This is a genomic window from Halorhabdus sp. CUG00001 (assembly GCF_009797925.1).
In the GTDB taxonomy this organism is placed as follows: domain Archaea; phylum Halobacteriota; class Halobacteria; order Halobacteriales; family Haloarculaceae; genus Halorhabdus.
In genome coordinates this window covers 2364389-2383843 of record NZ_VOLB01000001.1, presented here as the reverse complement: position 1 = coordinate 2383843, position 19455 = coordinate 2364389, and the positions used below count along the sequence as shown (strand labels likewise).

Here is a 19455-nt window from a genome sequence, read left to right as displayed (position 1 = left end):
GTCACTGTCTCTCGAACCGCACGGCCTAGGCTCAGACCGCTGTCGTGAGTCGAGTGACGCTGGACAAGATGCGTCTCGGCGAGGGACACAACCATACTAGCTGAGTGAGTAGTCAAACAGCGGCGATATCTGTCTTGTGATCTGTAGGTGAATTGACCCAGACGGCTGCTTGGTCCCCAGGAAGGCGATCGAAACCCGATCGTACATACCGGCGGCGTTCCAACGGCGAGTATGCTGCTCCAGACCGGGATCGCAGCCCCGATCGTCGCGACGATCGCGATCTTCCTGGCCGTCTCGGTGTTCTATGCGCTTACCCTCCACCTCGCTGCAACCTTCTTCCTCGGCGACGTCCCCAGTCAGAAGGCCGCCACGGTTGGTCCCGTGCCGGCGATCGTCTCGATTCTGCTGGGCCGGTGGGGCATCGAGAGTGTCGCCTTCATCTCGGCAGAACTGGGCGTGCTGGTCGTCGTCAGCGCGACGCTACTGGCCGACGGGCTAGCGATCGCGAGGACCTATCGACTCGATAGATGGGCGACAGTAGCCCTGACGCTGTTGCACTTCGCGTTCGCGACCGCACTCGGGATTTCGCTGGCGAACCTGCTGGGCTTTGTCTGACAGTATTGCTACTCCCGACCACTTCTGCGATCGTATACGAACCGAATATTTTGTCTAGGCAGTTCGTTTGAGATATATACACGCATATCGAGCGGTTTATCACTGTACGGTATTGTACTACTTACACACAATGGCAGACGTCGCGATCATCGGTGGCGGGCCGGCCGGTTTGGCCGCCGCCGTCTACACGGCACGCGCAGACCAGGAAACGCTCGTCTTCGATAAGGGCGATGGCACGACCAGAGACGTCGACTGGATGGAGAACGTCTACGGCTTCCCGGAGGGGGCGAGCGGTCCCGAACTCGTCGACGTAGGCCAGGAGCAGGCGACGAAGTTCGGCGCGGAGATCGTCGAGGAGGAGGTCGTCCAGGTCGGCGAGGAGGGCAACGGCTACGGCATCGAGACTGAGGTCGACGAGTACGCGGTCGAGGGCGTCATCCTCGCGACGGGGGCCTCCTACGAGAGTCCCGCGATCAAAGACGTCGACGACTACGAGGGCGGTGGCGTCTCCTACTGCGTCGAGTGTGACGCCTTCTTCTATCAGGACGCCCCCGTCGCGGTCGTCGGCGCGGGCAACTACGCCGCAAAGGAGGCGATGATGCTGCTGGATTACACCGACGACGTCCGGATCCTCACCAACGGCAAGACCGTCGAGATCGACGACGCCCTCCTCGAACGACTCGCCGAAGAAGGCATCGAACTCATCGAAGCGCCAGCCGACCGGATCGTCGGCGACGACGTGGTCGAGGGCGTCGAGTTGAAGTCCGGCGACGTGATCGACGTCGAAGGTGTCTTCGTCGCGCTGGGTGCGGCCGGCGGGACCGACATCGCGGACATGCTCGGCATTCCCCGCGACGGTGACTACCTCGACGTCGACGGCGAGCAGTACACGGGCGTCGATCGCGTCTACGCCGCGGGCGACATCACCGGCGGCCAACGCCAGGTCAACGTCTCGGTGGGCGAGGGGACCACGGCGGCGATCAACCTCTTAGAGGACTTTCGGGGCGGCGAGTACGTCGACTACAAGAAGATCGAAGCGTAAGGGACGAGTCAGTCGTCCCCTCGGAGTGATCGCAGTCGTTCTCGGACGGATATCACGACGTGCTCCCACCACTCTTTGACGACGCCACGGTCGACCAGTCGTTCGGCGAGTACCACACTCCCGATCCCGAGACCAATGCCGGCGAAGACGTCCGTCAGCCAGTGGATCCCGAGATACATCGTCGAAACGATGACGCTCGTGCCGACGACCGCGGCCACGGGCACCCACCGCGGGTACTCGCGGCGGCTTCGATAGGCCAAGAACATCACAGTGACCGACAGGGACGTGTGTAGTGATGGGAAAACGTTCGTGTTCGTGTTCACCTTGCTCGTCAGGAATTTCGAGGATGGCCACTCCGAATACAGCAAGGGATCGACCAGATCCGGGAGGAGATTCCGCGGCCCGTAGGCGATAAAAAGCAGATAACAGCCCAGGCCGATGACGTAGTTCAGCGAGTACGCCAGCGCGGCCGTCCGCAGCCAGCGATCGTCTGCCAGAACGAGATACGCGACAATCGGGAACACCAGCAGGAAGACGTACCCGTAGATGTACGAAAGAGAGAGCAATCGTGTCACTGTCGGGTGTGCGAACGATTGGACGAACGGGACAAAGCCGCCTTCGAGCGCGTAAATATCGTACGTGATGTTCCACCCGATCATCCAGGAGATTTCCATCCCGGCCTGGCGAACGATGCTATTGACGGCGAGAACGCCACCGAGCACCGCGAGGAACGGCACAGCGGATCGCAGTCGTGTTCGGTACTGGTGCAGAAACGCCCGGAGTCGGGGCCGACCGATGACGACGAGCGACGCGACGGCTACGACCGCGAGCGTCACACCAGTCACAGACGCCAGCAGTTCGAGCAACAGCGTCATCGCACCAGTCGATCACCGTCGTACCGGAAGCCGGCCTCCCGGAAGGCATCCCTGGCAGCCGATTCGTCCAATTCGCCGTCCGTCCCCAGGAACGGGGCAACCGGATCAGTCCCGTCCAATTCTGGCTCCGATGGCGTCCATTCCGTCCCTGCCAGTGGGGTTGCTGCCGGTATCCCATCGCCACCCAATACCGTGTCCACGATCGACGACGGATCGAGAAGTTGGGACAGCAACCGCCGGAAGCGAACGTTGCCGAACGGATCGACCGTCGTGTTGTAGCCCACGTGATAGAACGATCTGGACGTGCCGACGCTGGTTTCGACGGCATCAGTCGGTGCCACGTCGTGAGCGGGACGGACCGGGGTACCCGTCGCGTCGGCTTGTCCCTCTGTCACCAGTGTGATCGCCGCTGTCTCTGAGGGGGCGATCCGCACGAGGAGTTCGTCGAAGGCCGGTTCCGCATCGAACCACGACGGCGGATCGGTCACCCTGAAGTGATTCTCGAACGTCGACAGGACGAGTTCGTCACCGTGTTGCCTGGATTCGAACTGAAGCGGGCCGCTCCCGACAGGGTCGTCGATATTCGGCCACACGAGCGCCTCCGTAATGGCCGTCGAGACGTCGACGCCCGCAAGATCCGCGCTCCCAGTTTTGTCCTCCCAGACGTGCTCCGGCAGGACCGGGACAGTAAACGCGCGTTCGGCGACTGTCTGACTGGTTTCTCCGAACGAAAGGCGGACTGTTGTGTTGTCGACTGTCGTGGCCGATTCCACGAGGGACGTCCGACCGCGGAACCGTGGGGCAGGGACCGAAACGTCCCCGTCGCCGAGTGTCGTATCGTCGAAAAAGCGGTAGGTGAAGGCCACGTCGCTCGCAGTCAGTGACCGGCCGTCGTGCCATGTCGCACCATCTCGGAGTGAAATGGTTGCCGTTGTCTTGGCCGTCTCAGTCTCCCAGTCGATACGCGATGCAAGCCACGGCCGGAGGGTGCCATCGTGCCGCCGTGCCAGCGAGTCATAGAGGAGCCCAGTGATGGTCCCGCGTCGTCGATACTCGACAGCGATCGGGTTGAGGCTCTGGGTGATCCGGGCGTCGGTGTAGGAGACGGCGAGTCGAGTGACGTCGCTCGCCGTCCCGTCGCTGCTGGCTTGGACGTGCAAGTAATCAAGCGGCGTCAATTGGCCGTCGTCGGGCCACCCCTCGAACCGATCCGTTTGGACGACGATCGATTCTGTCGGAAAGCAGATGGGTAACAGTGGTTGAATCGTTGCAATAGACGTCGCGATCTCCTCGATAGTCCGGCGTCGGGACGAGCCAGTGAGTGTGCGCTGAGCGGACAGGGCCTCGTCCAGTTCGAGGTCCGAGAGACCGAACGGGTTCTGCCAGCCAGGCTCGGAAACGAACTGTGAGTGAAGCGTCGCACGCAGGAAGTCAGGCTCGACCCGTGGCGGGAATCGACCGACGTAGACATCGAAATCGTTGTTCAGGACGACGTCACGGAGAAACACTGCCTCGTCCTGCAGGTTGATAGTGGCGTTGATGCCGACGGCGGCCATGTGTTCCTGGAAACGGCGGGCGATTTCGACCGAGGCCTCGTCGTCGTCTGCGGGGACGGTCTTGATCGTCACAGAGACCTGCTCAGGTGAGCGTCGATTGACCAGAGTCCTCGCGCGCTGGAGACACCCACTACTCGATGCGGCAGCGAATGCCGCGAGTAACCCACGACGCGACATGGAGAGCGAACTGTCGCTGTCGGCCGTATAAAACCTTACAATCCAGTTTTCTCCCGTGTAACACATAACAGTAGCGTCTCGTGGTTGGTGAGCAAGACCGCAGGCAGTCCAGTGGCTACCACGGACAGTCCTAGAACGGGCTGGGTAGCCAAGAGTAGACAACAACTCAGTCCGCAACGAATGAAAGCAGTTATTCGAAGGGGGACCAATCAGGATGCACAATGATTGATAGTCACACAGGAGGGGGTCTCGCATGCGCGTCGTAGTGAAATTCGGCGGGACCAGTCTCGGCAGCGGCGAGCGCATCGAGCGAGCGGCCGACTCGATCGCCCAAGTGGTCGAACAGGGCCACGAAGTCGCCATCATCGCGAGTGCGATGGGGTCGACGACCGACGACCTGCTGAGCGAGATCGAGTTCGAGGCCGACGAGGCCGACCGAGCGGAGATCGTCAGCATGGGCGAGCGCACGTCGGTCCGGATGCTCAAGGGAGCCCTGGCGGCCCGCGGGATCGACTCTGCGTTCTTCGAGCCGGGCGTCGAAGACTGGCCGATCATCACCGACGAGTACGGCGAAGTCGATGTCGACGAAACCCAGAAACGTGCCCACGCACTCGCTGGCCAGCTACAAGACGTCGTGCCCGTTATCACCGGATTCCTGGCGGAAGACCACCACGGTGACGTCACGACGCTCGGCCGCGGCGGCAGCGACACGACCGCCGTGATGCTCGGCAGCTACATGGAAGCCGACGAGGTGATCATCGTCACCGACGTCGAGGGTGTCATGACCGGCGATCCGCGCGTGGTCGAAGGCGCTCGCAACGTCGGCGAGATCACCGTCGACGAACTCCGGAACCTCTCCTTTCGGGGGGCCGAAGTCGTCGCCCCCAGCGCGCTGGCGTACAAGGGCGGCACGATGGACGTCCGGGTCGTCCACTACCAACACGAGAATCTGCTGTCTGGCGGGACCTCGATCGAAGGTGAGTTCCAGAAGCTGATCGACCTCCAGGAGAACAAACTCTGCTGTGTGACCGTCGCCGGGCGGGCGATTCGAAACCAGGCGGGAATCCTCGCTGAACTCTCGACGGCACTGGCCGAGGAGGACATCAACGTCGAAGCAGTGTCCAGTGGCATGGACTCGGTCACGTTCTATCTCGACACGGACGTCGCCAAAGACGCCGAGGCGATCCTCCACGACGAGGTCGTCGACGACGACACCCTCTCGAGTATCACGGTCAAACACGAGATCGCCATCATTCGCGTCACCGGCGGTGAACTCCCGGACGAACCGGGCGTCATCCAGCAGGTAATCGATCCCGTCTCCGCGGCCCACATCAATCTCCTCGATGTCGTGACGAGTGCGACATCGATCGCCGTGTTCGTCCCCTGGGAAGACCGTGAACAGGCACTGAAGCTGATCCAGAAGGCGTTCTGACTGCGACGCGGGGCGATCTTTCAGACGAATGTCGACAGCGGTCACTGGCCACGGCTGAGTCGGGTCCCGACCCGGCGTGGTAAGGATGTCCCTCGGACAGCTGTCAGCACTTCCCCGACGTCGTATTCGACGCGGCGCAGTTCAAACGTCATCGCATCGAGATCGACGACCGCGTAGGCCGCCCGCGGGTCGCTGTCGCGAGGTTGCCCGACGCTACCCGGATTCAGGACGATCCCCTCCGTGAATTGCTCGGCGTGTTGGACGTGGGTGTGGCCGAGCACCAGGACGTCTTCGTCGCCGAGCAACCCCGGCCCGAATTCCTCGGGAAACGTGTAGTGATCGGGATTGTCGGGATGGCCGTGGACGACTTTCAGCCGGCCGTCGAACAGTTCTTGCTCGGTCGGCAGCGACGCGAGCCACTCTCGCTGGTCGATCGATAGTTGCTCACGTGCGTACTCGACCCCGGCGGCCGCCATGTCGTTGAACGACGGGTACTCGCCGGTCGCGACAGCCCGGTCGTGGTTCCCCTGGACGGTCGGGATCTCGCGCTCGCGGACCCACTCCAGACAGTCCGCCGGCCACGGACCGTACCCGACGACGTCACCAGCCGAGACGATCCGATCGACGTCGGGAAGGTCGGCGACAACCGCCTCCAGGGCGACCTTGTTCGAATGAATATCGGAAATGACAGCGATCTTCACACGCTCCGTTCACACTCAAGAAAGTTAGAAGTGATAGTTTCACGTTGGCAAGACAAGACGATAGCGGCGCAGTCGTCGTGGCTCGCCTGTTGGCAACTCGCCTTACTCGTTGACGATCGCCGTCTCGAAATCGCCCGGGCTGCCGGCGACGCCGGCCGCACAGACCGCGTGTTCGAAGCGATGATCGTACACCTCGCGTGCGGCATCGGCGGCGGTCGTGGCGTCGAGGTCGAAGCCCACTGGCTCGTCACGCTCGTAGGTCGCCACGAGCGTCGGTTCGGTGACGGCTTCGACCAGCAGTGCGTCCCGGCGAACGATGCCGATTGCCGCCCCGGCTTCACCTGCAGTCGGATCCTCGCCATCGAGGCCGACGATCCCGGCGATCCGGGGCGTGTCGTAGTCGTCCTTCTCGAAGTCGAGGGCTTGCAGGGGACCGGCCAGTGCGTCCCGGGCCGGGACGCCGAGGGCGAGTTTCTCGGCGATCGGATCGACGTGTGAGCCGTTACCGATGACGGCACCGCGATCAGTCACCTGCACGCAGTTGTAGGAGATGTAGGGGTTGTCCGTCTCGGGGGCGTCTGCGGTCGGCGCCACCGTGATCGTCCCGTCACGATCGAGTGCCTTCCGGTTTGGAAACGAGCGCGAGGAGACCCGATACGCGCCCACGTCCGGTCCAACGACGACGAATCGGCCAACGTACATAGACGACCCCACCCAGCCATCCCAGAAAGCACGTTCGGTTTCCACTCGAAACGGGTGGCCTCACTCCAGCAACGCGAACCGCTCGGTGTGGGCAATGTCGTCGGCGGCGTGGCCCACCATGAGGTCGAATTCGCCGGGTTCGGCGGCCCACTCACGGTCGGCCGTCCAGAACGCCAGGTCAGTATCCTCGATCGTGATGGGCACGTCGGCGCGTTCGCCGGGCGCGAGTTCGACGGTCTCGAAATCTAGTAGTTCCTTCTCGGGTCGAGAGCGACTCCCGACGAGATCGCGAACGTAGAACTGGACGACGTCCCGGCCGGCGACGTCACCGACGTTCTCGACGGTGACTGTCGCTTCGAGGGTCTCGCCGGCATCGATGGCATCCGTCGACAGCGTCAGGTCGGTGTAGGCGAAGCCGGTGTAACTCTGGCCGTGACCGAAGGCGAACAGCGGTTCGTTCGGCGCGTCGATGTAGCCCGTCGTGTACCCGCTCTCGGCATCCTCAGCGGGACGGCCGGTCGGCAATCGGTCGTGGGCGAGAGGGACCTGTCCGACGGAGGAGGGGAAGCTCATCGGGAGATGGCCCGCAGGGACGTGTTCGCCAAAGAGCGTCTCGGCGACGGCCGGCCCGCCTTCGACCCCGGGATGCCAGACGTCGAGAATGGCCGGGACCGACTCGGCCAACCAGTCGATCGCGAGCGGGCGGCCGTTCATCAACACGGCCACGACAGGCGTGTCAGTCTCGGCGAGCGCCTCGACCAACCGCCGTTGGTGGCCGGGCAAGTCGATATCCGCCCGGCTGGCCGCCTCACCCGTGATTGCAGCCGTCTCGCCGACGACGGTGACTGCCACGTCGGCGTCGGTGGCCGTTTCGACCGCCGCCTCGATCGACGCCTCGGTCACCTCACCCGGGAGTTCGTAGCCCGGCGCGAAGGGGACCGCCCGATCGAGGAACGATTCGAGCCCCTCGCGGACCGTGATCGCGTCCTCGGGCCGGCCCTCGAAGCTCCAGGCCCCGAGCGTGTCCTCGCCGCTGTCGGCCAGCGCGCCGACCAGTGCGACGTCGGCCTCGGGATCGAGTGGGAGCCGGTCGCCCTCGTTTTGCAGGAGGACGAAGGACTCGCAAGCGGCTTCGCGGGCGGCCTCGCGGTGTTCGTCGGCGAGCATGGCCTCCTCGCGGCGCTCGGCGTCGAAGTACCGGTAGGGGTCCTCGAAGAGGCCGAGCAGGCCCTTGACCGTCAGCACGCGCCGGACGGCGTCGTCCAGACGCTCCTCGCTGATGTCCCCCTCGCGGACGAGACCGGGGAGTTCGTCGATGACGACCTCGCTCGCCATGTCGATGTCCGAGCCAGCCTCGATGGCCTTGCGCGCTGCCTCGCGGCGGTCCGTGGCCGTGCCGTGCTGGATCTGTTCCCGGAACGAGGCCCAGTCCGAAACTAGCACGCCCGAGAAGTCCCAGTCGCCCTTGAGCACGCCGTCGACGAGCGATTCGTGGCCGCTGGCGGGGATGCGCTCGTGGACGTTGAAGGCGTTCATGAGCGAGCCGACGCCAGCCTGGACGCTCGCTTCGAACGGCGGGAGGTGACGTTCACGCAGGGCCGTCTCGGAGACGTTGACGGTGTTGTACTCCCGGCCACCCTCGACGGCGCCGTAGGCAGCGAAGTGTTTCGCGCAGGCCAGAACTGTGTCGGGATCGCTCAGATCCTCGCCCTGGAAGCCGCGGACTCGGGCCTCGGCGAAGGCACTGCCCAGGACTGGGCTCTCGCCGGCCCCCTCCATGACGCGACCCCAGCGTGGATCCCGCGAGACGTCGACCATCGGCGCGAACGTCCAGTTGTGGCCGGCGGCGGCCGCTTCCGTGGCTGCGATCCGTTCGGCCCGCTCGGCCAGGTCAGGGTTCCAAGAGGCCGCCTGGGCAAGTGGGATCGGAAAGATCGTTTCGTAGCCGTGAATCACGTCGAAGCCGATCAACAGCGGGATACCCAGGCGTGACTCCTCGACGGCCAGTTGCTGAAGGTGGCGTTTCGTCTCGAGATCGGTCGCGTTCAGCAACGAGCCGACTTCGCCGTCGGCGACGGCACTCTCCAATGCTGCCCCCTCGTCTTCGGTCCCCGTGACGAAGTGGACCGACCGCTGGTTGAGTTGGCCGACTTTTTCTTCGAGCGTCATTTGCTCCAGTAGCGAACTGACACGCGACTGGATCTCGGCCCGACGTCCGTCCGCAACGTACTGGCCGAGCCGACCGTCCGAAAGTGGCATGATATAGAGCGCTACGCTCCCGCGCCCATTTTAATCTTTGCAGAACAATTTCATCCTCGAAATAGCCGCGGCGGAATGAAGACGGTCCAACCAGCCAGTGAGGCTGCCGATCACGGACAAATATTCGCATTTCTAATACATATAGAAATTGTTAGGTTGGATGTTACACATACATCTGCGAATATCTATTCCGCCGAAAAACGGGGTTAGAAAGTTATTCAAGGCAGGTTTCCGTTTCTTGACGCATGGCGAAACGACATTTACACGACAACGAAACAACTGTCGATGACTGGGCGTTCGTCGACGACGAAGGAACGTTCAAACTGGACGCCCCCCAGCGGTCGAGCTATCTGTATTTCCCGCTGGTCAACGAGGCCGGCATCATGTCGGCGATCACGCCGAAACTCCACGGCGATATCAACGCGAGCCAACACGAGTTCCTGACGCCGCCGACAGCCGTCGAGGACCTGCACAACAAGCGCACGGCCCGAAACTTCTGGGTGTACGAACACGGCGAGGGGCCGTGGTCGGCCGCCGGCAACAGTGCCACACAGATTCCCGACGAACGGTCCGACGGCGTGGAGTCTGTCTCGATGGAGGGGGGCCTCCTCTATCACGAGATTACCCGTCAAAACGACGAACGCGGGCTGAAAGCCGAGATTACCAACTTCGCGCCGGTGCGCGACGACATGGTCGAACTGATGCGTGTCCGGGTCACGAACACCGGCGACGACGCCAAGACCATCACACCGACTGCTGCGGTACCTCTCTACGGCCGTTCGGCCGACAACATCCGCGATCACCGCCACGTCACTTCGCTGCTGCACGAGACCTGGACCGACGAGTACGGCGTCCTCGTCAGTCCGACGCTCTCCTTCGACGAGCGTGGCCACACGCGCAACGAGACGACCTACGGCGTCCTCGGAACTGACGCCGACGGGACGGCTCCCGAGAGTTTCTACCCCGTCGTCGAAGACTTCATCGGTGAGGGCGGTAACCTCGAATGGCCTGAAGCCGTCGTCGAGGATCTAGAGGGCGTTCCGGCCGGCACCGAGGTCGACGGCTACGAGAGCCTGGGTGGCCTGCGCTTTTCGACGACCGAACTCGATCCCGGCGAAACCGCCGAATACGTCGTCATGCAGACGGTCTGGGACGGGGATCCCGATCCGGCGACGCTTGTCGACCGGTACGGCTCAAGCGAGGCCTTCGCCGAAGAACTCGAAGCCTGCCAGGCCCACTGGACCGAGAAGTCCAGTGCCGTCGCGTTCGACACCGGCGACGACACCTTCGACCAGTGGATGCGCTGGGTCACGCTCCAGCCCGTCTTCCGGCGTCTCTTTGGCAATTCCTTCCTGCCGTATCACGACTACGGCCGCGGTGGCCGTGGCTGGCGGGACCTCTGGCAGGACATCCTCTCGCTGTTGCTAACTGAACCCGACAACGTCACCGATCTCCTCTATCACAACTTCGCCGGCGTGCGCTTCGATGGCTCGAACGCGACGATCATCGGCGACGAGCCCGGCGAGTTCAAAGCCGACCGAAACAACATCCCCCGCGTCTGGATGGACCACGGCGCCTGGCCGTGGCTGACGACCCGCTTCTACCTCGATCTCAGCGGCGATCTGGAGTTCCTGTTGCGCGACCAGCGCTACTACAAGGACCTCCACGTCAACCGGGCCAGCGAGCAGGACGACGCGTGGTCGCCCGCCGAGGGCACCGAGTTGTACACGGAGGACGGCGAGGTCTACGAGGGCACCGTCTTAGAGCACCTGCTCGTCCAGCACCTCACCCAGTTCTTCAACGTCGGCGAGCACAACGTGATGCGCTTGGAAGACGCCGACTGGAACGACGCCATGGACATGGCCCCCGAGCGCGGCGAGAGCGCCGCCTTCACCGCGCTGTATGCATGGAATATGCGCGACATGAGCGAGTTGCTCGGCGATCTCCAGACCGAACTCGGCGTCGAAGAGATCGAGATCGCTCAGGAGATGGAAACGCTGCTCGACACGCTCGGCGAGTCAGTCGACTACGAGGACCCCGAAGCCAAGCAGGCCCGACTCGACGAGTACCTCGACACCTGGGAACGGACGGTTTCCGGCGAGACGGTGGCCGTTTCGATTGAGGCCCTGGCAGCCGACCTGGAAACCAAGGCTGCGTGGTGCTACGAGCAGTTGCGCGACCAGGAGTTCATCGAGAACGAGGACGGCCACCAGTGGTTCAACGGTTACTACGACGACAGTGGCCGGCGCGTCGAAGGCGACCACGAGAACGGCGTCCGGATGACGCTGACCGGGCAGGTCTTCACGCTGATGGGCGAGGTCGCGACCGACGAACAAGCCGATGCGATCGTCGACGCCGCCGACGAGTACCTCTACGAACCGAAGATGCGCGGCTACCGGCTGAACACCGACTTTGAGGAGGTCAAGACCGACCTCGGGCGTGGCTTTGGCTTTGCCTTTGGCCACAAGGAGAACGGCGCGATGTTCAGCCACATGGCCGTCATGTACGCGAACGCGCTGTACCGCCGGGGCAAGGTCGAGGCCGGCCACAAGGTCCTCGCTGGCATCTACGAACAGAGCAAAGACTTCGAAGTCAGCCGCATCTACCCCGGGATTCCGGAGTACTTCAACGAGCGGGGCCGCGGGCTGTACACGTTCCTCACCGGCTCGGGGAGCTGGCTGCTGTTGACGACGGTCACGGAGGTCTTCGGCGTCACGGGTGAGCTCGGGGACCTGCTGCTGGAACCGAAGTTACTGGCCGAGCAGTTCGAGGACGGCGAGGCGAGCGTGACCTGCCAGTTCGCCGACCGCCGACTCGACGTGACTTACCACAATCCTGCCGAGGCTGACTTTGGCGACTATGCGATCAGCGAGGTCACACTGAACGGCGAAGCTATCGCCTTCGAACGGACCGACGACGGCGTCGTGATCGATCGCGACCGCGTGACTGCCCTCGACAGCGAGGCAGTCCACGACCTCGACGTCACGCTCGAATAGCGACAGAGAGCAACGATACGATCCACACTACCCCAACTATGGACCGACACTCATTCGACGACCGCAACCGATTCGTTATCAGCGAGTACGACGACCGCGATCCCTTTTCGAGCTTCCTGCCCGGCATCGCCGGCGAGATGGGCATCCCGCTGTGGGTGCTGTACGTCAACCGCGGGCAGGCCATCACCAGTATGGGCGTCGGCGACAAGGACAGCGCGATCATGGAGTTCTTGCCGGCGAACAAGGCCTACCGCCAGACAGCGAAGGTCGGCTTTCGGACCTTCCTCGACGTCGACGGCGAGTTCTACGAACCGTTCGCCCCCGATTCGGCGGGCAACCGGGAGATGGCCGTCGGCGCGAACGAACTCGAACTCACCGAGACCCACGACGAACACGGCCTCGAAGTGACCGTCCGGTATTTCACTGTGACCGAGGAGCCGTTCGCGGGACTGGTCCGGGAGGTCGATATCGAAAACACCGGGACGGAATCGGTCGAACTTTCGGTACTGGACGGTCTGCCAGTCGTCGTCCCCGACGGCGTTCCCGACGAGGAGCTCAAGTTCGTCGCCCGGACCAGCGAGGCCTGGATGGCCGTCAAGCACCTCGAGTCGGGCGTACCCTTCTACCAGGTCAACCCGACGATGGGCGAGGAAGCGACGCTCGAGGAGGCCGACGGCGGGCACTTCTACACGGCCGTCGCCGACGGCGAACAACTCGACCCGGTGGTCGATCCGAACGTCGTCTTCGGCCAGGAGACGTCCCTCTCGGCCCCCGATCGGTTCCGTGACGGCGGGCTCGATGCCGTCTACGACGCTGAACAGATCACCGTCGGGCGGACGCCGTGTGGCTTCTTCGGTACCGAGGAGACTCTCGCACCCGGCGAGACCCTCTCGCTGGAAGAGCTCGTCGGCCACGCCAGCGAGCACGAGCAGGCACTCGATCACGCCGCACGGCTGGACGCCGAGTTCGCCGCCCAGCAGCGCGAGCGAGCCAACGATCTCGCCAGGGACCTGACGGATCACGTCGCCGTCGAGACGGCAGACGAGACCTTCGACGAATATACCCGCCAGACGTTCTTCGACAACGTGCTCCGTGGCGGCTGGCCGGTCTTGCTCGGCGAAGACGAGGATGTCGTCCAGCACGTCTACTCCCGCAAACACGGCGACCTCGAACGGGACTACAACGACTTCTACGTCGCCCCCGAGTTCTACTCCCAGGGCAACGGGAACTTCCGTGACGTCCTGCAGAACCGCCGGGAGGACGTCTGGCTCAAGCCCGGCGTCGAGGACTTCAACGTCGTCTCCTACATGAATCTCGTCCAGGCCGACGGGTACAACCCGCTGGTGCTTGAGGGCAACCGCTTTTTCGTCGAACCCGCGGATCGAGACGCGATCCTCGATCTGGTCGAGGCACCCGACGCCGTCGAGGACACCCTCGAAGACGCCTTTACGCCCGGCGGGCTCCTCACCGCCGCGATCGTCGAAGACGGCGGTCTGACGGTCGATGCAGCGGCGTTCCTCTCGGTCGCCCTGGAGAAAGCCACCCGCCACTTCGAGACCTCCTTCGGGGACGGCTACTGGGTCGACCACTGGACGTACAACCTCGATTCCATCGAGAAGTATCTGGACATCTACCCCGATCGCAAGGCCGATCTGTTCTTCGGCCGCGAGGAGTACACCTTCCAGGACACCGCCGTCAAGGTGCGCCCGCGAAAGCTGAAGTACGTCGACATCGACGGCCAGATCCGCCAGGCCAACACGCTCGAACACGACGAACAGAAGCGGGAACTCATCGAATCGCGGGACGCCCGACCGTACGCGGTCCGGACCGACGACGGCCACGGCGAGGTCTTCGAGACGAACCTCCTCGGGAAACTCACCGCACTCGGGCTGGTGAAGTTCGCAACGATGGACCCGAAAGGCATGGGCATCGAGATGGAGGCCGGCAACCCCGGCTGGGACGACGCGATGGCCGGCCTCCCAGCGATTTTCGGGTCGTCGATGCCCGAGACCTACGAACTCTCCCGGCTGCTCGCGATGGCAAGAGACGCCATCGCGGACGCCCCGAGCGAGGTCGAGAGCCTCACGCTGCCCGTCGAGATCTACGATCTGCTGGAGGAGGTCCGGGACGCACTGGCGTGGTACCGCGAGACCGATCGCGATGACCGCGATCACGCCTACTGGGATCGGATCGCGACCGCCCGCGAGCGCTATCGCGATCGCGTCCACTGGGGCTTCGACGGCGAGACCGTCGACCTCGACCTCGGGGAACTGGACGAGGCCCTCGCGGCCTTCGAGGGGAAAGTCGACGACGGGATCGCTCGCGCCAAAGACCGCAACGACGGCGAGGTCCCGACGTACTTCCGGTTCCACGTCGAGGAGCACAGTGAACGCAACGTCGATGAGGTTCCCGAAGGGCTCGATCACGACGCTGCCTTCGTCGAGGTGGAGTCCTTCGAGCCCGAGCCCCTCCCGCTGTTCCTCGAAGGCCCCGTCAGAGCGCTCAAAAGCGGTGCCGAGGCGGGCAATGCGGCGACGATCTACGAGCAGGTCAAAGACAGTGGGCTCTACGACGAGAAGCTGGGCATGTACAAGGTCAACGCCGATCTCTCGGACCAACCCTTCGACATCGGCCGCGCCCGCACGTTCACGCCCGGCTGGCTCGAAAACGAGTCCATCTGGCTCCACATGGAGTATAAGTACCTCAAGGCGCTGCTGCGGGCTGGCCTCTACGAGGAGTTCTTCGCCGACCTCCAAGAAGCGGCGATTCCCTTCCAGGATCCCGAGCAGTACGGACGGAGTCCACTGGAGAATTCCTCGTTCCTCGTCTCCTCCGATCACCCCGACGAATCCCTGCACGGCCGCGGGTTCGTCGCCCGGCTGACCGGCTCGACAGTGGAGTTTCTCAGCATGCTCCATCACATGTTGTTCGGCGAGCGTCCGTTCGGGCTCGAAGACGGCGAACTCACCCTCACCCTGGACCCGCGACTGCCCGACTGGCTGTTCGACGACGGCCGCCTCACGGGCACGTTCCTGGGTGAGACGACCGTCGAGTACCGCAATCCGGCGGGCGAGGACACCTTCGGGGACGGTGTCGCCCCGGCGGCCGTGACCATCACGTTCGAAGGCGGCGAAACCGTGGAGGTCGACGGTGGGACGGTCGGCGAACCGTACAGTCGACGGGTCCGGTCGGGAGAGGCCGAACAGATCACGGTCGAACTGCGCTGACACCCGATACGGAGACGCTCACGAGACGCCCTCTTCTTTGCCGGCGAATATCCGGCCGTCGGTGAGTCGATAGACAGCTCGTGCCGCCAGCAGTGCGATCGCGATTTCGAGGCCCCCAGCGGCCAGAAAGGCAGTGAGGAAGCCATAGCGGTCGGCGACGACGCCGCCGACGAGGAACCCCGCAAGCATCCCGAGACTGCCAAAGACGTTGAACCCGCCCATGGCCGACCCACGCTCGCTGGCTGGGACGAGATCAGTCACGAGCGCCATCGTCGCTGGGGCGACCGCCGCCCCGCAGACCCCGACGACGACCATCAGCGCCGCGGCGAGGGCGAACACCGGCGCAACTCCCACGGCGACGATCGTCACACCGTAGAGGAGTGAGCCGACGACAACGGGGAGAAACCGCCCGACACGATCGGAGAGATGCCCCATGGGATACTGCAGCGCTGCGAAGGGGAAGAAAAACAGCGCGAGGGTGACGCCGGCGAGTGCGGGGCCGACGCCGAAGGCATCGGTGAAGTAGGCAACCCCAGTGAGTGCAAAAAAGCCGGCCGTCAGGCGATCGATGAACCCGAACGCGTAGGGCACGATCAATGCCGGTCTCCCGCGCAATCGAGCCAGCAGCGGGCCGAGGTCGAGACCGCCGCCCGACGTCCGGTCCGGGACCGTCGCCGCGAGTAGCGCTGCGCCGGCGAGGACGGCTGCACCCGCGTACAGCGGAGCGAGGGGATCGACCGTCGAGAGCCCACCGCCGGTAATCGAGCCAAGTGCTGCGCCAAAGCCGATCGCCGCCCCGGCAGCACCCATGTTCCGGCCGTGGCCACCGGCGAGATCCATCAACTTCGTGATCGACAACGAGAACGCACCGATCGTGAACGCGCCGCCGAGCACCCGAAGCACCAACACACCGTCGAAGCCAACACCCAGACGCGGCGCGAACGCGACAGCGAGGTAGCTAGCTGCGCCCCCGGCCGCCCCGACGACGACCAGCGGCGTCCGCCGGCCGAGCCGATCGCTGGCCAGTCCCCACAACACCGCACAGACCACGAACGCACCGAACTCGGCGACCAGAAACCAGGTTCGCGGGAGGATTCCCCCACCACCGCCCAGCGCCCGGACCAGCTGCTCGAGGCCGGGATAGAGAAACACCTGTGAGACCAACACGGCCCAGACAACGAAGGCCAGGCGCCTCCGCTCGGTCATGGGTGAGGAGAGCGATTGCTGAACCACTGGATTGAGCGCCAACACGTCCGACACGAACGACCGGGGACGCAGTCGGGTAGCTGTCCCGTCTCGACACGCATCGCCTGACTCATCGCGCTACGGACCCTTCAATGCTGGCCGCTCGTCGCGTCGCCCATCGAAAGCGGTCGGTTACCGCCCGACTCTCGTCTCACAGCGAGAGTGGTTCCCGCCACTCCGTGCCAGGGACCGGCGGGTCGCGATCGCTGTAGTACTTCCGACCGATTGCCCCCTCGCTCAGCGACGCCAACAGCGTCTCGCGGGCGGACTGGGCTGTCTGAATCTCGCCAGCGTTACAGCGACCGAGCGCTTCGGCGACCGTCTCCTCCCCCTGCTGTAGTTCCACCGTCCGACCCCCACACGTCTCGATAACTTCCTCGCAGTCCGCAGGGTATGACACCCCCTCCATGAGCGTCTCGATGTCGATGTACATCACGCGCCCGGTGGATGTGAGAGAGTATGTATATCATCCCCCAATATCGCGGCTTTTTACGTTTCACTCCCGGTTTTGTGGTTACACTGGCACCGGGAGACCGGTGGAAAAGCAGTCACTCCGCGATGCTCCGTTCCCTGGTTCGAATCTCAGGGAGATTTACGACTCACGACTTTGTTCGTCGTAAAATAGTCCTGGGAGGATTCGAACCTCCGTCGTAGCCCCCAGAAGGCTACATGATTGGCCACTACACCACAGGACTGCATTGAGACATATCCAGTTGTCGTACTTGAGTTTTGCGAAGCGTGCCGTTCCGTGTCAGGACGGCACACTCACGTATCAGGACCAATCTCTACAGGCGACTCACGGTGTTCTTTTCGATGGCAACTTGCACAGAGTACGATACACTTCTCGACTTCACCTCGCACCGCTGCCTCCGGAGCCGAGTTAGCGATCAGATTGCCGATTGAGTCAGTCTTCGTTTCTGGCGTCTCGTGATGAAACTGTAGACAGACTGGATCGGTCTCGTGACATCGCTGACAGCCAGCCTGGCGGCGATACGCGAACGTCCACACCTGGAGTCGTTCACGCTTCGTCGTCGGCGACGCTGTTTCGTCACGAACGACAGCAGGACGTCGATCATGCTGTTTCTGATGGCAATTCGCACAGAGCACCTCGCAGGTGGCAATCTCGTCCTTCAAGCGGTCGATCGAATACCCGTGCGTGATCATATCTGTGATTGCCATCTCTTTATCATCGTTCGAATGATGGAAATCGAGACAGGCGGGATTGGATTCACCGCAATTCCGACAGCCACGTTGCGCTTTCCGATCGTTCACCCACGCACGAAGTCGATGTCGCCGTTGCAAGGTTCGTTGCGTGTTCCGATCGACGTGTTTGTAGTGCCACCGCTGGTCCTGGGTGAGTTCTGTCCACGCCAAATTCTCGGGGAGATCAACCTCATCCGGTTTCGGTGCGACGCGAGTCCCCGTCGACGGCGATGTTCCTAGTCCAGCGCGTCGTTTCGCTTCGTTCCACCCACCGACGACGCGAAGAATCGTTGACGCTGCAGGCGTCATCCCGAGGGCCTCGTATTGGGCTTTCGTCGGCGATTCTCCGAGTTCCGCCGCGGCGTCTCGGAGTGCCTCGATGCAGTCGTGCTCCGTAGCCACGCCCTTGCTGTGTTCGTCATCCGTTATAAAGGGAGGCCCGTTCGCTGCAGAAGCCGAAATCGGCATATCGTGGCCCCTCCAATGGCGCGTGTGGACGAGCAGACGATTATCGCGGAACTGACCGTAGCATCCGCACGCGTCGTGCTCGGGCCGACACTCGCCAGTGATCACGACGTGACGGTGTACGCCGAGCGATTGCCGGTCTCCCACGAGGAGACGACCTGGTTTCACGTGACCGTGCTGACGTCGGATTTCCCCGCCTTCGAGGAGGCGCTTGCGGCCGATCCGACCGTCGCCGCAAGCGAGGTCTTTGGGGCCGACGCCGACCGGCGAACGTATCGCCTGACTATCGCCCCGGACGTCCCGGTGATGACCGAACACGTGGCCAGTTTCGGCGACGAACTGCTCGATCTGCGTTCGACGGCCGAGGGGTGGCGCGTCCGTATCCGAACGACCGACCGGGAGTCGATCCGCGAGTTCCTCTCGTTCTGTGGCGACCACGATATCGATTGTCGACTCGAACGAGTCTTCGAAGCGCGCCAGCCGATCGGTGAGCTGCCGGTCCCCCTCGAAACTGATGCCCACGAGGTCTTGTCTGTGGCTCACGAGGCAGGCTACTTCGACGTACCCCGCGAAACCGACCTCGCGACCCTGGCCGACCGCTTCGACGTCGCCGAGTCCACGATGTCAGTGCGGCTCCGCCGGGCACTTGGACACCTCGTCGAGAGCGTCCTCCCCGGGGAAGACTGACGACTCCGCTCGGCGCGATCGCCGGGCGTGCCGGTCGATCGAACGCCGTGCCGTATAAACCCCGAAGTACTTCGCGACAACAGGCATTCAGCCCCATCACATACCATCGAACGGTATGACACGGAACACACCGATCGACGAAACGCTAGAACTGTCCGAGGGCCGCGCGGCGGTTCGCGTGACGGTGGACGTCGACGGTCGCCGACTCGTCTACGACCGGGCTGACCTGGCGTCGATCGGCTTCGACGCCGGCAAAGCAGAACCGCAGTGAAA

15 protein-coding genes and 1 tRNA gene are annotated in these 19455 nt (G+C 63.5%); 7 read left to right on the top strand and 9 right to left on the bottom strand.

The window, feature by feature from the left end:
* Positions 1-231: 231 nt before the first annotated feature.
* Together FR699_RS11780 and FR699_RS11775 are read left to right on the top strand one after the other, a co-directional pair.
* Positions 232-615, top strand: coding sequence for a hypothetical protein (locus tag FR699_RS11780; RefSeq protein WP_154552579.1), 384 nt, complete (start codon positions 232-234; stop codon positions 613-615).
* Positions 616-745: 130 nt separating this feature from the next.
* Positions 746-1657: an NAD(P)/FAD-dependent oxidoreductase gene (locus FR699_RS11775; protein ID WP_158855523.1), complete on the top strand. Its 912-nt coding sequence runs from the start codon at positions 746-748 to the stop codon at positions 1655-1657.
* Between the two features lie 8 nt (positions 1658-1665).
* On the opposite strand, the gene FR699_RS11770 is transcribed toward FR699_RS11775, so the two are convergent.
* A complete protein-coding gene (locus FR699_RS11770) occupies positions 1666-2532 on the bottom strand; it encodes a phosphatase PAP2 family protein (protein ID WP_158855522.1) in 867 nt (288 codons plus the stop codon).
* Positions 2529-4265 (bottom strand): ABC transporter substrate-binding protein, encoded by a 1737-nt coding sequence (locus tag FR699_RS11765; RefSeq protein ID WP_233263411.1) that lies wholly within the window; start codon positions 4263-4265, stop codon positions 2529-2531. Before FR699_RS11765 ends, FR699_RS11770 begins: the two co-directional genes overlap by 4 nt.
* 253 nt (positions 4266-4518) lie before the next feature.
* Here FR699_RS11765 and FR699_RS11760 point away from each other — a divergent pair, with 253 nt between their 5' ends.
* The gene (locus tag FR699_RS11760; RefSeq protein WP_154552581.1) at positions 4519-5697 is read left to right on the top strand and encodes an aspartate kinase; all 1179 of its coding nucleotides are present in this window, start codon (positions 4519-4521) and stop codon (positions 5695-5697) included.
* A gap of 41 nt (positions 5698-5738) precedes the next feature.
* Here FR699_RS11760 and FR699_RS11755 read toward each other — a convergent pair whose 3' ends face one another.
* The 3 genes from FR699_RS11755 to bglX all read right to left on the bottom strand — a co-directional run bounded on the left by FR699_RS11755 (position 5739) and on the right by bglX (position 9359).
* On the bottom strand, positions 5739-6398 hold the full coding sequence (locus FR699_RS11755; protein WP_154552582.1) for a metallophosphoesterase: 660 nt from the start codon (positions 6396-6398) through the stop codon (positions 5739-5741).
* 102 nt (positions 6399-6500) lie between these two features.
* Positions 6501-7100, bottom strand: coding sequence for an IMP cyclohydrolase (locus tag FR699_RS11750; RefSeq protein WP_158855520.1), 600 nt, complete (start codon positions 7098-7100; stop codon positions 6501-6503).
* A gap of 60 nt (positions 7101-7160) precedes the next feature.
* Positions 7161-9359 carry a beta-glucosidase BglX gene (gene bglX / locus FR699_RS11745; RefSeq protein WP_158855519.1) on the bottom strand — a complete coding sequence of 733 codons (2199 nt, stop codon included), beginning with the start codon at positions 9357-9359 and terminating at the stop codon, positions 7161-7163.
* A 245-nt stretch (positions 9360-9604) separates the two neighbouring features.
* Between bglX and FR699_RS11740 the strand changes: the two genes are divergently transcribed.
* Together FR699_RS11740 and FR699_RS11735 are read left to right on the top strand one after the other, a co-directional pair.
* Positions 9605-12355: a GH36-type glycosyl hydrolase domain-containing protein gene (locus tag FR699_RS11740; RefSeq protein WP_158855518.1), complete on the top strand. Its 2751-nt coding sequence runs from the start codon at positions 9605-9607 to the stop codon at positions 12353-12355.
* A gap of 38 nt (positions 12356-12393) precedes the next feature.
* Positions 12394-15582, top strand: coding sequence for a cellobiose phosphorylase (locus FR699_RS11735; RefSeq protein WP_158855517.1), 3189 nt, complete (start codon positions 12394-12396; stop codon positions 15580-15582).
* 18 nt (positions 15583-15600) lie between these two features.
* On the opposite strand, the gene FR699_RS11730 is transcribed toward FR699_RS11735, so the two are convergent.
* The 4 genes from FR699_RS11730 to FR699_RS13365 all read right to left on the bottom strand — a co-directional run bounded on the left by FR699_RS11730 (position 15601) and on the right by FR699_RS13365 (position 18498).
* Positions 15601-16788, bottom strand: a complete 1188-nt coding sequence (locus FR699_RS11730) for an MFS transporter (protein WP_158855516.1) — start codon at positions 16786-16788, stop codon at positions 15601-15603.
* A 190-nt stretch (positions 16789-16978) separates the two neighbouring features.
* Positions 16979-17260 carry a DUF2795 domain-containing protein gene (locus tag FR699_RS11725; protein WP_158855515.1) on the bottom strand — a complete coding sequence of 94 codons (282 nt, stop codon included), beginning with the start codon at positions 17258-17260 and terminating at the stop codon, positions 16979-16981.
* A gap of 189 nt (positions 17261-17449) precedes the next feature.
* Positions 17450-17522: transfer RNA gene (locus tag FR699_RS11720), tRNA-Gln, on the bottom strand.
* 70 nt (positions 17523-17592) lie between these two features.
* Positions 17593-18498 carry a homing endonuclease associated repeat-containing protein gene (locus FR699_RS13365; protein WP_233263410.1) on the bottom strand — a complete coding sequence of 302 codons (906 nt, stop codon included), beginning with the start codon at positions 18496-18498 and terminating at the stop codon, positions 17593-17595.
* A gap of 15 nt (positions 18499-18513) precedes the next feature.
* Here FR699_RS13365 and FR699_RS11715 point away from each other — a divergent pair, with 15 nt between their 5' ends.
* Together FR699_RS11715 and FR699_RS13230 are read left to right on the top strand one after the other, a co-directional pair.
* Positions 18514-19182, top strand: coding sequence for a helix-turn-helix domain-containing protein (locus FR699_RS11715; RefSeq protein WP_229770453.1), 669 nt, complete (start codon positions 18514-18516; stop codon positions 19180-19182).
* A 115-nt stretch (positions 19183-19297) separates the two neighbouring features.
* Positions 19298-19453 (top strand): hypothetical protein, encoded by a 156-nt coding sequence (locus tag FR699_RS13230; RefSeq protein ID WP_195837576.1) that lies wholly within the window; start codon positions 19298-19300, stop codon positions 19451-19453.
* Positions 19454-19455 lie beyond the last annotated feature (2 nt).

Coding starts and splice junctions, on each gene's coding strand:
- FR699_RS11780 (WP_154552579.1), top strand. CDS start 232: ATGCTGCTCCAGACCGGGATCGCAGCCCCGATCGTCGCGACGATCGCG.
- FR699_RS11770 (WP_158855522.1), bottom strand. CDS start 2,532: ATGACGCTGTTGCTCGAACTGCTGGCGTCTGTGACTGGTGTGACGCTC.
- FR699_RS11750 (WP_158855520.1), bottom strand. CDS start 7,100: ATGTACGTTGGCCGATTCGTCGTCGTTGGACCGGACGTGGGCGCGTAT.
- FR699_RS11725 (WP_158855515.1), bottom strand. CDS start 17,260: ATGTACATCGACATCGAGACGCTCATGGAGGGGGTGTCATACCCTGCG.
- FR699_RS11765 (WP_233263411.1), bottom strand. CDS start 4,265: ATGTCGCGTCGTGGGTTACTCGCGGCATTCGCTGCCGCATCGAGTAGT.
- FR699_RS11740 (WP_158855518.1), top strand. CDS start 9,605: ATGGCGAAACGACATTTACACGACAACGAAACAACTGTCGATGACTGG.
- bglX (WP_158855519.1), bottom strand. CDS start 9,359: ATGCCACTTTCGGACGGTCGGCTCGGCCAGTACGTTGCGGACGGACGT.
- FR699_RS11735 (WP_158855517.1), top strand. CDS start 12,394: ATGGACCGACACTCATTCGACGACCGCAACCGATTCGTTATCAGCGAG.
- FR699_RS13365 (WP_233263410.1), bottom strand. CDS start 18,498: ATGCCGATTTCGGCTTCTGCAGCGAACGGGCCTCCCTTTATAACGGAT.
- FR699_RS13230 (WP_195837576.1), top strand. CDS start 19,298: ATGACACGGAACACACCGATCGACGAAACGCTAGAACTGTCCGAGGGC.
- FR699_RS11730 (WP_158855516.1), bottom strand. CDS start 16,788: ATGACCGAGCGGAGGCGCCTGGCCTTCGTTGTCTGGGCCGTGTTGGTC.
- FR699_RS11775 (WP_158855523.1), top strand. CDS start 746: ATGGCAGACGTCGCGATCATCGGTGGCGGGCCGGCCGGTTTGGCCGCC.
- FR699_RS11715 (WP_229770453.1), top strand. CDS start 18,514: ATGGCGCGTGTGGACGAGCAGACGATTATCGCGGAACTGACCGTAGCA.
- FR699_RS11760 (WP_154552581.1), top strand. CDS start 4,519: ATGCGCGTCGTAGTGAAATTCGGCGGGACCAGTCTCGGCAGCGGCGAG.